Source organism: Enterococcus thailandicus, assembly GCF_001886265.1.
Classification (GTDB): domain Bacteria; phylum Bacillota; class Bacilli; order Lactobacillales; family Enterococcaceae; genus Enterococcus_B; species Enterococcus_B thailandicus.
In genome coordinates this window covers 24,227-40,344 of record NZ_JXLE01000022.1, presented here as the reverse complement: position 1 = coordinate 40,344, position 16,118 = coordinate 24,227, and the positions used below count along the sequence as shown (strand labels likewise).

11 protein-coding genes are annotated in these 16,118 nt (G+C 37.1%); 3 read left to right on the top strand and 8 right to left on the bottom strand.

The features are described 5' to 3' along the window. Nucleotides 1–62: 62 nt before the first annotated feature. Nucleotides 63–404 (bottom strand): YlbF/YmcA family competence regulator, encoded by a 342-nt coding sequence (locus RV17_RS12010; protein WP_067481657.1) that lies wholly within the window; start codon nucleotides 402–404, stop codon nucleotides 63–65. Nucleotides 405–469: 65 nt separating this feature from the next. After that, a complete protein-coding gene (locus RV17_RS12005; RefSeq protein ID WP_071869323.1) occupies nucleotides 470–2,641 on the bottom strand; it encodes a PBP1A family penicillin-binding protein in 2,172 nt (723 codons plus the stop codon). A 196-nt stretch (nucleotides 2,642–2,837) separates the two neighbouring features. On the opposite strand from RV17_RS12005, the gene RV17_RS12000 reads away from it, so the two are divergent. Further along, nucleotides 2,838–3,692: an RluA family pseudouridine synthase gene (locus RV17_RS12000; RefSeq protein ID WP_071869322.1), complete on the top strand. Its 855-nt coding sequence runs from the start codon at nucleotides 2,838–2,840 to the stop codon at nucleotides 3,690–3,692. Nucleotides 3,693–3,893: 201 nt separating this feature from the next. On the opposite strand, the gene RV17_RS11995 is transcribed toward RV17_RS12000, so the two are convergent. From RV17_RS11995 to RV17_RS11985, 3 genes are read right to left on the bottom strand one after another with little or no spacing between them, the layout of a single operon-like run. Continuing rightward, a complete protein-coding gene (locus RV17_RS11995) occupies nucleotides 3,894–4,757 on the bottom strand; it encodes an ROK family protein (protein ID WP_067481660.1) in 864 nt (287 codons plus the stop codon). After that, nucleotides 4,758–7,445 carry an alpha-mannosidase gene (locus RV17_RS11990; RefSeq protein WP_071869321.1) on the bottom strand — a complete coding sequence of 896 codons (2,688 nt, stop codon included), beginning with the start codon at nucleotides 7,443–7,445 and terminating at the stop codon, nucleotides 4,758–4,760. Between the two features lie 10 nt (nucleotides 7,446–7,455). Continuing rightward, nucleotides 7,456–8,745 (bottom strand): glycoside hydrolase family 125 protein, encoded by a 1,290-nt coding sequence (locus tag RV17_RS11985; protein WP_071869320.1) that lies wholly within the window; start codon nucleotides 8,743–8,745, stop codon nucleotides 7,456–7,458. Nucleotides 8,746–8,896: 151 nt separating this feature from the next. Between RV17_RS11985 and RV17_RS11980 the strand changes: the two genes are divergently transcribed. Together RV17_RS11980 and RV17_RS11975 are read left to right on the top strand one after the other, a co-directional pair. After that, on the top strand, nucleotides 8,897–9,964 hold the full coding sequence (locus tag RV17_RS11980; protein WP_071869319.1) for a GntR family transcriptional regulator: 1,068 nt from the start codon (nucleotides 8,897–8,899) through the stop codon (nucleotides 9,962–9,964). Then, nucleotides 9,945–12,086, top strand: coding sequence for a GH92 family glycosyl hydrolase (locus tag RV17_RS11975; RefSeq protein WP_071869318.1), 2,142 nt, complete (start codon nucleotides 9,945–9,947; stop codon nucleotides 12,084–12,086). Before RV17_RS11980 ends, RV17_RS11975 begins: the two co-directional genes overlap by 20 nt. A 204-nt stretch (nucleotides 12,087–12,290) precedes the next feature. On the opposite strand, the gene RV17_RS11970 is transcribed toward RV17_RS11975, so the two are convergent. Genes RV17_RS11970 through RV17_RS11960 form a run of 3 tightly spaced genes read right to left on the bottom strand, consistent with a single transcriptional unit; the run spans nucleotide 12,291 to nucleotide 16,075 of the window. Next, entirely contained in the window at nucleotides 12,291–13,733 is a 1,443-nt protein-coding gene (locus RV17_RS11970; RefSeq protein ID WP_071869317.1) for a response regulator transcription factor, read from the bottom strand. After that, nucleotides 13,726–15,468, bottom strand: coding sequence for a sensor histidine kinase (locus tag RV17_RS11965; RefSeq protein WP_071869316.1), 1,743 nt, complete (start codon nucleotides 15,466–15,468; stop codon nucleotides 13,726–13,728). Before RV17_RS11965 ends, RV17_RS11970 begins: the two co-directional genes overlap by 8 nt. After that, the gene (locus RV17_RS11960; RefSeq protein WP_067481672.1) at nucleotides 15,461–16,075 is read right to left on the bottom strand and encodes a DUF624 domain-containing protein; all 615 of its coding nucleotides are present in this window, start codon (nucleotides 16,073–16,075) and stop codon (nucleotides 15,461–15,463) included. Before RV17_RS11960 ends, RV17_RS11965 begins: the two co-directional genes overlap by 8 nt. Nucleotides 16,076–16,118: the final 43 nt, after the last annotated feature.

The window sequence follows — 16,118 nt, the reverse complement described above, 5'->3', positions numbered from 1 at the left end:
TATTTTGTATCAAAAAGTAGTTGCACTTCCAATCAGCCCTGCTCTTTTTTGTTTACTATTAATTATTCGCTATATAGGTCACGTACTGGTGTCATGATGATTCGATTTAAATCATTGATAATTGTACTAAAACCTTGTTCTTTTTCCATTAAATCATTGATAACTGATTCTGATTGAATTTTCATAGCCATCTCTTGCGCTTTCATTGCATCTTCATCAGAGAATTCTTCGCCACGCATTTGTTTTTCCTGTAATTCAATTTGCATTGCTTGGAAGTTTTTAAATAGTTCATGTGCTTCTTTGTTTTCTTTTACTTTACCGTATGCTTCTTGTAAAGCTTTGAATTCAGGAAGTTCACGAATTTCGCGTTCGATTTGATTCGCGCTATCATAGATATTTGACATAATATTGCCTCTTTTCTTTCAGTAGTTGAGTTCATTGTAACATGCAGCTATCCGTTTTCAAAGAACTACTCACTTTGATATTTCCGCCACAAATCTTTGGCTGCATCGCCAATTCCTTGTACGCCGTCTTTTACAAAGTCACCAAAGTTCTTCAATCCTTCTTTTGCTTTCTCGCCATATTGATCTAAGTTTTCTTTCCATTTCCCAGCATTGTCCTCTGCTTCTGATGGATTGCCCACTTGATCTGCTGGGACGACCTCTCCGCCTGTTGCATACGCATCTGCGACACTAAAACTTGTATTTGAAGTATAAGGAAGGATTCCTTCTGCAGCAGACTTAAAGACTCGGCCCACAACATTCCCACTCGTCCCTTCTAAGTAGTGCAATTCGCTGGACTCTTCGTAACCCATCCAAGTTGAAATAACTACGTCTGGTGTATAGCCAACAATCCATTGATCATTTGCTTTAGTGGCATCAAAATTCGTTTCCGTAGTACCAGTTTTACCAGCAACCGTATAACCAGCTGGATTTGCAGCAACTGCTGTTCCATTAGAAAATGTGCCAAGCAGCATACTTGTCATTTGTTCTGCTGTTTCTTTTGAAATCACTTGTTTAGGTTTTTTGTCCGTATTATCTACAATAACTGCACCTGTAGAATCAACGATTTTCGTAATCAAATGTGGCGAATACATCTGCCCATCATTCGCAAAAGCACTATAGGCTCCGGCCATCGTTAACGGTGATACACCTTTTTCTAAGCCACCTAATGCTAAACCATAGTATTTATCGGATTTTGATAAGCTTAACCCGAATTCTTCTGCTTTATCATACCCTTTTTGAAGACCAATCTCATGGAGTAACCAAACAGCTGGCAAGTTCAAGCTTTGAGCTACTGCTTGATACATTGGTACTTCACCTTGATACGTACCATCATAATTTTGAGCAGCATAGTAACTTTGTGGTGCGTCTTGCAAAGTACTAGAAGGTAAGTAGCCAGACTCTAAAGCAGCTGAGTACACGCTCAATGGTTTAATTGTCGAACCTGGCGACCTTTTCATTTGTGTTGCAAAATTAAATCCACGGAAGACGTGTTCTCCACGCCGCCCCACCAAGGCTTGTACACCACCATTTTTCGGATTCAATGCAACAGACGCAGATTGAACCATTGCCCCGTCCGAAGCATCTGCCGGAAATAGCTGTCCATTTTGATAAGTCGCTTCTAACTGCTTTTGATAATTTTGATCTAACGCAGTATATATTTTATACCCCTTGTTCATTACATCTGATTCATCCAGTCCATATGCTTCCACAGCCTCATCAATTACCGCATCAAAATAATAAGGATAGCGATAACCTGATTCCGAATCCGTATACGTGTCATTTAAATAATCCGTAATGTTCGTTTGGCTCTCCGCACTGGCTTGTTCTGCTGTGATTTTTTCGTTTTCTTTCATCACACTCAACACAGTATTTTTTCGATTATTAGCATTTTCTGGGTTATCAATTGGATTATAAATACCTGGTCCTTTAAGCATACCCGCAATTGTTGCCGCCTCTGACAATGTTACGTCACTCGCATTGACACCAAAATATCTCCTTGCAGCATCTTGAACACCCCAAACACCATTACCAAAATAAGCGTTATTCAAATACATAGTTAAAATTTCTTCTTTACTGTATTTCTTTTCTATTTCTATCGCTAGAAACAGCTCTTTTGCTTTTCTATCAAAGGTTTGATCGAGTGTTAAATACGCATTTTTTGCCAATTGTTGCGTAATCGTACTCCCTCCACCACCAGCGGTACTCCCTGAAGTAAGCATACGAACTGCTGCTCGAGCAATCCCCTTCACATCAAATCCATGATGATTATAAAAATTTCGATCTTCCGTAGAAATAACTGCATCTTGAATATACGGAGAAATTGCATCTAGTTCTACGTAAGTCCCTTTTTGAGCATAAAGTGTACCTGCTTCTTCATTATCTTTATCATAAATAACAGTAGATTGGCTTAATCCTGATTTTAAAGTCTCCACATTTGCTTGTTTTGCTAAAATAAACAAATAAACACTCGTTACCAAAATAAAAATCAGTCCCAACAAAAGAATAACTTTATTGATATGATATTTTTTCCAAATTCGCCTTCGCCATTTATGAAATCGGCTCAAATATGGCTTAATCCAGCGCCAAAAGCTAATCAAAGAAGCTTTTATTTTTTCCAAAACGCGTTGAAAATCCATTTGCATGTTCTCCTATCTTTTTATTCACACGGTCAGTTTACCACAACTAACTGCGCCTTTCTTCCTGCTTAAGATGTAAGTTTTGTAGTTAATGACGGTAGTTTAGCATAATAAGTAGCTGATTGATTTAATCTTTTTCTTAAATATATTTTAAAAATGGTAAAATAAAACTGACTTCGACGAAAGGAGCTCCTTTATGGAAATCACAATTACATTACCCGCTGATCACTCAGCAACAACTATCCAAGAATTATTAGAGCGAGAATGGCTAGTACCAAAAAAAGTTCGTCATTTTTTGCGTACCCGAAGAAATGTTTGGGTAAATGCGCAGCCCGCTCCTTTTCATTCAGAAATCCGCGGTGGCGACACAATTACTTTACATTTTGAAGAAGGTGACTACAGTCATCAAGAAATCATCTTTGGTGATCCTCAAAAAATCCACACGCTCTATGAAGACGATCAATTAGTGATTGTAAATAAACCAGCTGGTCTAAAAACCCATCCCAATAACGCAAAAGAAACTGGAACCTTATTAAATGATTTAGCTGCTTATCTAGCTCCGAAAGATGAAAAACCATATGTTGTACATCGCTTAGATCAAGAAACCAGTGGCGCTATTTTATTCGCTAAAAACCCATTTATTCTGCCTATTTTAAGCCAATTAGTCGAACAAAAGAAGATTTATCGACGCTACCAAGCTATCGTTTGGGGAAAGTTAACCAAAGATATCACCATCACCAAGAAAATTGGACGCGATCGACACAACCGACGAAAACAAGTCATTGATGAACGTAACGGGAAAACAGCAACAACCCGCGTAACCGTTGCAAAAAATCTACCGACACAAACACAAATTTATTGTGTTTTAGCTACTGGGAGGACACATCAAATTCGGGTTCATCTCGAAAGCCTAGGTCATCCAATTGTAGGCGATCCACTTTATCAGTCACGGCCAGCGCAACGAATGATGCTTCACGCAATTGAACTTCATTTGACACATCCATTCACACAAGAAACGATTATCGCTAGAGCAACTCCTGGACTATGGTAGGCCTCAAGAAAATAAAAAAGTGTCTGGGACATTAATCAAAATGATTATGCTCCAGACACTTTTTTACGAATAAATGGCTTTTCGAAAGTAAATCTCTCAAAAATGAGTAGAATAATCTCAAAAACAGATAAAGCTATTTTCAGATTATCCTTCTTATCTATCAGAGTTGACTGCTCTTATTTCAACCACTTTTTTGAAATTTTATTTTTGTCGATACTCTTTTTCGGCTAATAATAAACTACCAATAATCCCACTTTCATTCGGCAAGCCCCAGCGAACAATATATTCACTAGCTTCTGGAACTTCCATATATCCTGCCATTAATTCAACAAATTGTTGACGAATTTTTTGTAGTAAATGATCTTGGTTCATTACGCCACCACCAAGGATAATTTTTTCTGGTGCTAAAGTTAATGTATAGTTGATTAAAGCTTGTGCAATATAGAATGCTTGGATATCCCACACAGGATGGTCTACCGGTAAATCTTGACCTTTGATTCCGGTTCTTGCTTCTAATGAAGGACCAGCCGCCAATCCTTCCAAACAGTCCCCATGATAAGGACAAGTACCAGCGTAAGTATCATCTGGATGACGTTTCACCCAGATATGACCCATTTCCGGATGAGCAATCCCCGAAAAGATATCTTGATTCAAAACAACACCTGCACCAATCCCAGTACCAACGGTTAGATAGATACAGCTATTCTTTCCTTGTGCTGCACCTTTCTTCAATTCGCCATAGGCAGCAGCATTAACATCCGTTGTCCACGCAATTGGAATTTGATAACGTGCTTTAACACTCCCTAAAAAGTCAAAATCAGCCCAACCTTTTTTAGGTGTTGCTAAAACATATCCATAGTTATCTTTTGTTTGGTCAATGCCAATCGGGCCAAAAGACCCAATCCCCATAGCAGATAAGTCAAACTTGTCAAAAAAAGCAAACACTTGTTGCAACGTTTCTATTGGAGTCGTTGTAGGAATACTTACTTTCTCCATAATTTCATGTTGATCATTCGCCACCGCACAAACAAACTTTGTGCCACCTGCTTCTATTCCGCCGTACATTTACTTTTCCTCCTCGAATCCGATTGTCCGAATTTCATAAGGCATCAATGTCGGCTCAATCGTTTGCTTACTGTCTTTTTCTAAAAGATTCAACAATCTATTAGTTGTCCCTGGTTTTTGAACAACCATTTCTTCTTCGTTTCCTGACAGATTGAATCCTCTCAGTACTACTTTATCATTAAACTTGCTTCGCTTCAAAGCAGTAATTGCAAACGTTTTAGCATCCACTTCTAAATAATTGTTTTTGCTGCTTAATTCACCTTGTTGATTAGCTAATTGTTGCGTTGTAAATGGAACTTGCGCAGCATACGCGTGTTGATAAGATGCAAATTTTTCATTTGGTTCATGAATTTCCATACTATACTGGAAGTGTTGTTGTCCTAAACACTGTGCCTCGGGAGTTGGGAAATATCCCCAGTCCCCTAACTCACCAACACAACGCAATAAGGTCAATGCAATTTGACCTGCATCTACAATTTCGTATTCATTTAAGCCATAGTTTCCAATTGTGACACCATAATTTTCATCATGAAGATTAACAAATGCATGTTGATGTTGCGGATTCGTTGGATTTTCCCAGCTTGCGGAAACTTTATTTGGTCGCGTAACGACTTCAAATATACTATCTGCTTCATGGTGTTCCACATGTAACTTCGTTGGAAATAGCGCGCGTAAGCGATGGTCTTTCATTTGATTGTCAATCGTCGTTTCAAAGTCGATTTTCCGACTATTTTTCCTTAAAGTAATTTTTGTTTCTATTAATAATGGTTTTAATTCTTTTGCTCGTTTCGCTTTACGATAACGGAATTCAACTACCATTTGTTGTTCCCTTTCTAGAAGTTCATCGGCAGAAACTGGAATCATCATGGTCTGAATGAGTTGGATTTGAGCAATCTCTGGTGTATCAACCAAAATTTCTACTCGAGAATCCCCTTGTTGGTTTGAAAGAATTGGGGCTGTGTCACTTGGTTGTTTATAGATATACTCATTTCCAACATCACCCGTATCTTCAAAAACAAGCATATCCTCAAATTGACGATCCATTTTTTTGTCCAACACCGTTAATGAACCATTCTCTTCAATTTTGATTTTGAGCAATTCATTTTCGATTACTCGTCCTTGGTCACTGACCATCGAATCAGTAATAGCGATTGGGGCTTCTCCTTCAGCTAATGTAAATGTCTCCCATGAAAAAGCAGCCATTTCTTCTAGCGGAATAGTTACAGTCACTACTTTTTCCATATAAGGTATCCGGAACCGATCTTTCGGTAAGTCATAGTCAAAACGAACAGTTGCTTCAGATACAATTGCGGGAATGATTTCTCCTTGTGCATTCTCAACATGATAGCTCTTAACAGGCACATCTTCCAATTCTTTAAACAATGTCTCTGGTAATCCTTCAGCAAACTTTTTACGTTCCAACTCGACTTCAATCACAGCTTCACCAGTTTTCGCTGTTCCAGCTGTATTGATTACAACAAAAGGATACGTATCCTCTGGGAATTCGCTTGTATCAATAACTTGCGACAACTGCCTCATTGCTTCTTCTGCTACAAATTTCCCAACTTCGTCTGCTTTTTCGAATCGTGTAATCATTTCTCGATGAACAGAATCCACTGAACAACCACAAATACTATCATGTGGGTGATTTTGCATTAATGTTTTCCAAGCATAATCTAATTGATCATGAGGATAGCTTCCCGAAACTTCATATGCCATTGTCGCTAACGGCTCAGCAATATTTTCTAATTGTCTTTGAACTTTCGTATTCCATTGTTTTAAATACACGCGCGCAGATGCAGTATTTGCCAAGGTATACCAGCCATCTGTTTCTTGACTCGTTAATTCGCCTTCTACGGTCCCCAAATCTTCAGGTAAATCATTTGTTACTGCTGCTAAATAGTCGGTAAAATTAGAATGAATAAATTCGTAATCTGGATATAAACGATTTGCTAATGCAATTGCCTTTGATATATCTTTTTGAACAGGCTGATGATCGACACCATTCATCATTAATAAATGTTCAGTTGAAGCATATTGTTCTGCATCAGCTAACTTTTGATCCCAAAATGCCTTGGCTTCTTGTTCTTCAGCTGGTATTTCATTTCCATTACTATACCAATTAGCAAATAATAAACCAAAAATTTCTGAGTTATCAGGCCCTTTCCATTTCATTTCAGAATATTGGGAGGAATAATTTTCTGCCTCAAGCACCTGATTATCAAAGCCAATCGGTTTTACTCCACGGCCAAATGCTGCTGCTTCAATCCCAACTTGCTTCATCATTTGAGGTGTTTGCCCCATATTTCCAAATGTATCTGGGAAGTAGCCCAGCATTACTGGAACACCCCATTTTTGCGTTTCTTCGAACCCAATCAACATATTACGAACGTTGGATTCTGAGCTAATCAAAAAATCATCTTGCAAAATATAAAATGGTCCAATACGTAGCTTACCCGCATCAATCGCTTGTTGAACTAACGCTCTTTTCTCCGGTCTTACTTGTAAATAATCATCTAAAATAATTGTTTGTCCATCTAAGTGAAAACTATTGAATTCAGGGTCATTCTCAAAAAGTTCTAATAAATCATCCATTAATTCAACTAGACGCATATGGTGTTGTTCATAAGCCATGTACCATTCTCGATCCCAGTGACTGTGGGAAATAATATATACTTTCTTTTTCATCTAATCGCTCCTATTTTTCTACTCGAATATCAAAGTAATCCATTACTAATTCACAAAACATCATATTTGCCCAAGAAAACCATTCTCTTGTGTAATTGTTAGGGTTATCCACATCAAAACCTTCGTGCATCAAGTTTGTTCCAGCATCTGTAGCTACTAATAAATCTAAAATTCGCTCTTTTTCTTTTCGATCATCAGTGGTCATGCCTTCCATTGCTAAAGCAATTGGCCAAACATAATTTTCAGGCGTATGAGAAGAGCCGATTCCTTTTGCGTACTTTCCTTCATAAAAATAAGGATTTTCTGGGCTAAGCAACGTTTTTCTTGTTTGTAAATACGTCTCATCTTTCGAAGAACAATAGCCTAGGTAAGGAGCAGCCATTAGGTTTGGTACATTGCTGTCATCCATGATTGAGGTATTTCCTTGACCATCCACTTCGTATGCGAAAATAGTCTCTTGTGCTTGATTTTTAGTTTTACCATGCACTTCGATCCCTCGTTGAATCTCTTCTCGCAATGTGGTAGCTTTTGCTACGATTTGATTATTTGATAACACTGTTTGAAAAATTTCTTCAATATATCCTAAAACGACTACAGCAAACATGTTCGATGGGACTAAATACCCATATTGGCAAGTATCATCACTTGGTCGAAAACCTGACCAGGTCATTCCTGTAGGTACCACTTTTGCACCTTTCCCATTATTAACAAGCGTGTCTTCCAGACGAGTAGTATCACGTTCAAATCGATACGGTGACTTAGTATGGTCTTGTTCTGTTTGAAAAACATTTAGAATTTTTTCGATTCCTGAAACAAATGAATCATCAAACTGATCTGTTTGCCCCGTATTTTTATATAAAAGATAGGCAAGTTGAACAGGATAACATAATGAGTCAATCTCATATTTTCTTTCCCAAATCCAATCATTCATTTCAGTATGGTCACTCTGATGTCCCGCCCCGTTCGCTTCTTCATTAAACGCATTCGCATACGGATCAATGTTGATATAAAAGAATTGTTTCTTTACCAACCCACTAATCATTGCTGCTAAGTCTTTATCTTCTTTGGCAATCACTAAGTAAGGGCGTACTTGTGCAGTGGAATCTCTTAACCACATAGCTGGTATATCACCGGTTAGCAAGAAAGTTGTTCCATCAGAATGTCGCTTTACTGTGGTTAGCAATGTATTAGCAAACGCAGTACAAAAATTTTTAGCCCAATCTGCATGCTCACTTCCACATTTCTGTTCAATTTTTCCCATGAATTCTTCAACTGATTTTGGTATATCTTTATACGGCATCTCTCAATATCCTCTTTTCTATTTGATATATCTTAGTAGATTATACTTCTTGATTCGTTTTTTGTCTACGCTTTCATAATATTTTTTATTGTTTACTTTTGCTTTATTTATGCTATTATTTATACATGATATATCATTAAGAGGTGTTATTATGGAGCAACCATTATATAAGAAAATATTTATCGATCTACACAACGCAATTCTTGATGGAACTTTAGCCATTGATAGCCAAGTTCCTACTGAAAAAGAACTTTCTCAAAAATATCAAGTAAGTCGAATCACATCCAAACGAGCATTAACAGAATTGGAACAACTTGGTTTGATTTATCGAATTCGTGGAAAAGGCAGCTTTGTCAAAGCAGACAATCCAGAGACCTCGGCTGTCCACATTCAAAAAACAAAGAGAATTCTCTTTTTATTTCCGTTCTTAACTGATTTGTCCGTTGGTGATTTCACTGAAGGATTGAATCCAATTATGCAAGAAAATCAATTTGACGTATTGATGACCTCTCTTGATTTTCTCCAAACAAAAACGGCAAAAGAAGTGATGGATGAATTCGATGGATTGATTTACTACGCTATCGATACGGAGCAACACTTAGATTTATTGTTTGAACTTTCACTGAAAGATTTTCCAGTCATTATTTTGGATAAGAAAATTTATGAACTACCATTTCCAACCGTTCTTTCAGACAATTTCGCCGGCGGCTCGATAGCCACAAATCAATTGATTGCTGACGGTCATCAAAAAATTGGCTTCTTATTTGGCGAACCAACTCATCCACAATCAGTTCGTCAGCGCTATTTAGGCTATCTTGAAGCTCTTGATAAAGCTAATTTAGCTTTTCATACTGCGCTTGACGACCAAAAAGCAACGAATAAAGAGTTATTAAACTATATCAAAGAACACCAACTTACTGCGTTTGTCTGTGAAAATGATCTTGTTGCCATTCAAACAATGAACCAATTGAAACAAGCTGGCTTTTCAGTTCCTGCTGATTTTTCAATTATCGGTTTTGATGATATTCAAGCTGCAGCTTTAGTTGATCCGCCTTTGACAACTATTGCCCAAAATTTCAAAGAACTTGGAAAATCTGCTGGAGAAAAGTTGATTCATTGGCTTGAAACCAAAGAATCACCAGCAGATACCAAATACCCAGTCACATTAATAACAAGACACTCAACGAAGGAGCTTAACAATGAACATTCAACAAATTGATACTCGCCACGGGACTGCCAACCAGTCCAACTATTCAAACGGAAATTGCCTGCCTTATACAGGCGTTCCGTTTGGAATGAATTATTTTGCCCCACAAACAACCGACCAAAAAGGAAGTTGGTGGTTCCACCCAGAAGACCGTGTCTTTCAAGGTTATCGTTTAACACATCAACCTAGTCCTTGGATGGGTGATTTCAGTCATTTCCTAATGACACCAGTTAGTGGTACTCTACCTGAAAACAGTCTTTTTCATGCTCAGAGTTCTTATCGACCAGAAGAAAGCACGTTTTGCCCTACGCATCTGTCAATCAATCAACTGCGTTATGAAATTTCATCCACGTTGATTCCTAGTATGTATGGTGGTGTACTTACGATTGATTATCACAAAAATGATAGCGGTTTACTTTTGACTTTTCCTGAGCGATACCAGTTAAATGTTGTAGACTCGCATACAATTACTGGTTATCTCATCAACTTTTCTGGATGTGAGGATCCTGATTTTCGCTTTCACTTTATCCTTTCCTTTGAACAACCATTATTCGACACTGAGTTAGCAATTCCAGAGAATAGTTCTTCTATTTTGTTGTCGTTTGGCTCGATCGAACAGCAAACGATTCGCTTTGGTACTTCTTTTATTAGCGAAGAACAAGCACAGGTAAATTTATTGAGAGAGTCTGCACAGTCGCCTGATGAATACCTGGAAAAAAATCGCCAAATTTGGCAAGAATATTTCGATAAAATTAAAATCAGTCATCATGATAAAAAACAAGTAAGTACTTTTTATCATAACTTGTATCGTGTATTTCTCTTTCCTCAAACATTCTATGAAGTAACTAAGGATGGCGAAAAAATTCACTATGATACATTCAGCAAAACTATTCGCTCTGGTGTTCTTTATACAAATAATGGATTTTGGGATACGTATAAAACGGTCTACCCACTCTATTCATTGATTGCCACTGAAAAATATGAGGAAATGCTTGAGGGCTTTCTTACAAGTTATCGAGAAACGGGCTTTTTGCCAAAATGGCTATCGCCTGATGAACGAGGTTTAATGCCCGGAACATTGATTGATGCGGTAATTGCTGACGCCGCAGTAAAAGGAATTCGTAGTGATTTGATGCCTGAATTTTTAATAGCAATGAAAAAAAGCGCTACTGTCCAAAGTGAGTTACCTAATTATGGGCGCCAAGGAACACTTGATTATTTAACATATGGCTATGTTCCTAGTACCTATCATGAATCAGTCAATCATACTTTAGATTATGCTTATAGCGATTTTTGTATCAGCCAAGTTGCTGCTATACTGGGGGATCATGAGACCAGCGCTTTTTATCAAAGACAGTCCTTAAACTATCGTAATATTTTTGACCCTACCGTTGGGTTCATGCGTGCAAAAGATACGAATCAACAATTTAGAGAAAACTTCTCAGCGACTCGCTGGGGTCAAGATTATGCAGAAGGAAGTGCATGGCAAAGTAGCTTTGCCGTCTACCAAGATTTTAATGGTTTGATTCGTGAACATGGTGGAGAAGCTGCTTTTCAAGAAAAATTAATCAAGCTTTGTAATCAATCTCCTTCCTTTGAAGTTGGTGGATACGGATTTGAAATCCATGAAATGAGTGAAATGGCCGCTATTGAATTTGGACAACTGGCTATCTCAAATCAACCTAGCTTCCACTACCCTTATCTATTCAGTTATCTTGGTAAACCAGAGATGGCTCAACCGTTAATTAAACAATTGTTGACTCAAACCTTCAATGATTCACCGACAGGTTATCCCGGTGATGAAGATAATGGTAGCATGTCAGGTTGGTATATCTTTAGCAGTTTAGGTTTTTATCCAGTCACACCTGGTTCTGGAGAATATGTTATTGGTTTGCCACTGTTCGATCACGTTGAACTAAAACTTGCAAACGGTCAGACACTTACGATTGAAAGTTCACCAAATCAACCACAACAACAGTTTGTTCATCAAGTTGACCGTAATGATCAAATGCATTCTAAGTTATTCTTTACACACGAAGACTTACTCACAGGAGGAACAATTCGTTATCACTTAGGTACTGTTCCTCACCCCAAAAAATACGCGGCCGATGCTTTACCGTTTTCTTTAACCTAATAAGCCTTCACAATAAACTACGTGCAAAAATAAAATTTGATTTTTATTTTCATAAAAAAAGACTGAACCAAAACATATTTTCGTTTGGGCTCAGTCTTTTTGATTGTCTTTTTTACTCAGTCATTATCATTCCAAAATCAGCAATTCCAACCTATATAGAAGTTCCTACGTCTAAACACTGTACTCCCTACTTTTTTCTTTAAACTAAGTAAGGGGCTTTTCTCGGTACTCTTTTGGTGATTGTCCCACAATTTTCTTAAATAATTTAGAGAAATAAGTGGTGTTGTTGTAGCCAATCTCGTTTGAAATTTCATTGATATTTTGTTCACTGTGAAGTAGCAACCATTTTGCTTGCTCCATCCGTAAATGATTTAAGTAGGTAGAAAAGCTTTTTTTCGTTTCTTTTTTAAATAGTTGCCCGAGATACATCACATTTAGGTGCAAACTTTCGGATACTTCTTTTAATGTTAACGGCTCCCGGTAATTTTCGTGCAGTATTTGCAGCGCTTGCTTGATATTTTCACTATAGTTTTTTTGCTTTTGCTGCTTACGAACTAAGGAAAGCAACAATTCTTGAAGGTCATTCACATTTTTTGCCTGATTTATTTGATGAATACCTGTCAAGTACTCATCATCTTCTAGTGTAATCAGCTCTCGTTGAATATCCATAAACAATAAGAAAGTGAAGTGCCGAATGTCCTCGGGAGTCATGACTGCCGATTGGAATTGTTCAAAAAACTCACGAATCATTTGTTGAACTAAATCTAACTGATTACTTTGAAGCGCGCGACTAAAAGTAGAAAAATCAATTAACTGATCTTGATTTTCTGCAGGCAGGGACCTAATGATTTCACGTCTGGCTTCACCGTAAAACTGTTGAAGATGCAACTGGTCTTTTGCCCGACGAAAACTTTCAGGAATATCATCTATTTCCTTTATTTCGTCACCCACACTAATCAGCCAATCTTGTTGTGCATACTGCGTTTGAAAATAGTCACAAAAGTCCCCGACTTTCTGGGGACTAAGCAAAATGGTGAAGCAAGTCACATCCCCAAAACTTCGCTGATAATAAGTAGTTGCTTGTTGTTCTTTTAACCATTGAATAATAGCAGATTCATGTATTCTTTCTAGCTGAATCAATAAAATTTGTTGTGACTCTTGAGGTAATCCACTCAAAAACTCTTCTTCGCTGGTTTCATCTAACTCTTCATTTAACCATTGACTGAATAAAAGTTCCTGATAAATTTCTTGCTGATTTTTTTGCTCATTTTGCTGATCCAAACGTTCTTTTACTTTTTTTAAGCTTTCAATCAACTCTGTTTTATTCACCGGCTTCATCAAATAATTAACTGCCCCAAGTTGCATACCACCTTTAAGGTATTCAAATTCTTGGTAGCCAGAAAGAATCATAAACTCAAAGGTATATTGCTCTTTTTGAGCTGCTTCAATAAATTCTAGACCATTCATCTCTGGCATTGTTACATCTGTAATAACTAAATCAATAACTTGTTTTTCTAAAACCAATAACCCTTGCATAGCATTTTCTGCCGTTGCTACGATTTCAAATCCAAAACTGGGCCAATCAACAATTTTTTTCAATCCATTCAAAATCATGTATTCATCATCAACCAGCAACACTTTATACATTTTCAGACTCCTTCTTCTTAAATGTAATTTTAATCGTTACGCCACCTTCTTTATTCGCAAACAATCGCATCCGGTACGTGCTACCGAAATTTGCGCGTAAACGTTCATTTACGTTTTGCAAACCAATTGATTCATGTAACTCGACTTTTGGATGTACCAATCGATTTTCAATTGACACTAACTGCTCTGGAGTAACTCCTTTACCGTTATCTTTCACTTGAATTTGTACAAATGATCCTTGTTGAAAAACTTTTACGCTCAATGCGTTATCATAACGAGTAAAATCAATTCCATGTTTAAAATAGTTTTCAACTAGTGGTTGGATTACAAATTTCGGTACTTCAATTTGCTCTAGTGATTCCTCAATCGAAAAATGATAGGCTACACGATTAGGATAACGCATTTGGTAGAGAAATACATACTTTTCACAAAAATTCAGCTCTTCTTTAAGGCTAATTTTCGTTTCTTGATTCGTGTTATTTCTTAATAATGCAGAGAAAGCATAGACCACTTCTGCAAGTTCTTCGCTTCCCTCACTCAACGCATACATTCGAATGTACTCCAATGTGTTGTAAAGAAAATGAGGATTGATTTGTGCTTGTAATGCGCGCATATGTGCATCTTTTTGTTTGATTTCTAATTTATAGATATCTTCAACGTATTGGTTGATGCTATCCAACATAGTATTAATACCTTGCGCTAAATCTTTCAGCTCATACTCCGTTTGTTCCTGGGCAATTCGCGTGTCCAGATTACCATTTGCCGCTTCATTCATTGCACGCATCACTACGTCGATTTGCTGAGAATAACGTTTAAATGTTTTATATAAGAATACGAGTAGAATACTGTCTAAAAGAATCACGCCAATAATCAATGGTGCCAGACTTCTTGCAGTTTCTCGATAAACATTTCGTTGGTCTAGCGTTGCTAGTATACGGTACTCACCAGATAATTCCTGATAGGAAACAAAGTTATGTTCTTCCAATTTCGATAAAGGGAGTCCAGAATTCTTATCCAATTCTTGTGTAATCAGTGTTTCTTGTTTCTTTCGGCTTTCTGGTGCTAGTCCTGCGCTATGAAAAGTATACAGACGATTAGCAGAGCCAGAAATCATGTACAAAGATAAGCCATTAAAAGCATTCAGGCTTTCTAAACTGGATTCCAATTCTTTCTTTTGGAACCCAACAAAGATGCTTCCCAGCTCCGTGCCACCTTGAGTAATCGGCATTTTGATATAAAAAGCATTTTTTAATGTCGGGGTTCCCGTTTTAACAATTCCCGCTTTGTGTTCTCTGGTAGACTCAAAATATTCTGGCAGTTGACTAAAAACAATGTAGAGAGAACTTAGCTCTTCATAGTTGACGTAAAGATCCAACATTTCATTTGGAAAAGACAATAGTTCATTGGTTTTACTTTGTTGCGTATATGCGTACATCAAATACCGGTCAATTGGTTGTGTCAGATAAGTTGTCGCATTCTCGATTTTTTCTGGACTTCCCAGAAGTTGATCTTTGATAATTTTGCTTAATGTTGTTTTATCATTTAGCATTCGATTTGTCGTTTGCAGTGCTTCATTGGTGACATTTTCTGCTTGATTTTGGTTTTGACTCCAAGTATGGATACTAAAAATAATTGTTGCGCCAATTGTGAGTACAGTCATCACTACTGCGTATTTACGCAACAAACGGTTGAGCAACGTCCCTTTTGAAAATAAAACTTTGAATGGATTATTCATAGTTTTCCATTCGAACCGCTAATTCTTCGCGCCATTTTTTTGTCGCCAACACATTCCATACGGTCAATAAACCTAGCAAACCAAATAACAATAGACCTTTGAAATGCCACGTCAACGCAAGGATAATCCCGCTACCAATAATCATCTTCAACAACGTAGAAAAGCTCGATAAACTTGAAATAAAACTTAACTTAATCACATTGCCGAATGTCATTTCATATTCACTATCTAAAATTAAACTCCATTGATACGTTGCAAACAAATAAAGTAAACCAAACAACAAAATAAAATCAATTCCCAAAAATAAAAGTCCTTGTATTTGAACTGAAAGATAAAGATTATAACTTAGAATAGCTAACCCTGCAAAAAAGAAGAAAAACAAATAATTTCCTCGCTTAAAATATTTCTTAAAACAGTACCAACCTTGCTTAAGTGTTATGTCTTTGTACTCAAACTCATAGTGATAAAATAATTCATTAATTGTTTTCAACGCTGGTCCAATTCCTAAAACAATCCCGCCTGCTAGACTAAACAACCAGAAAAAAAGTGTTAGTTTAACAACTACCCACACACGAATGAACAATGTCTCCAAAGCTTTTCCTAACATAATATCTCCTTTTTAAAACATAATCTTTTCTCTCTTATTATAT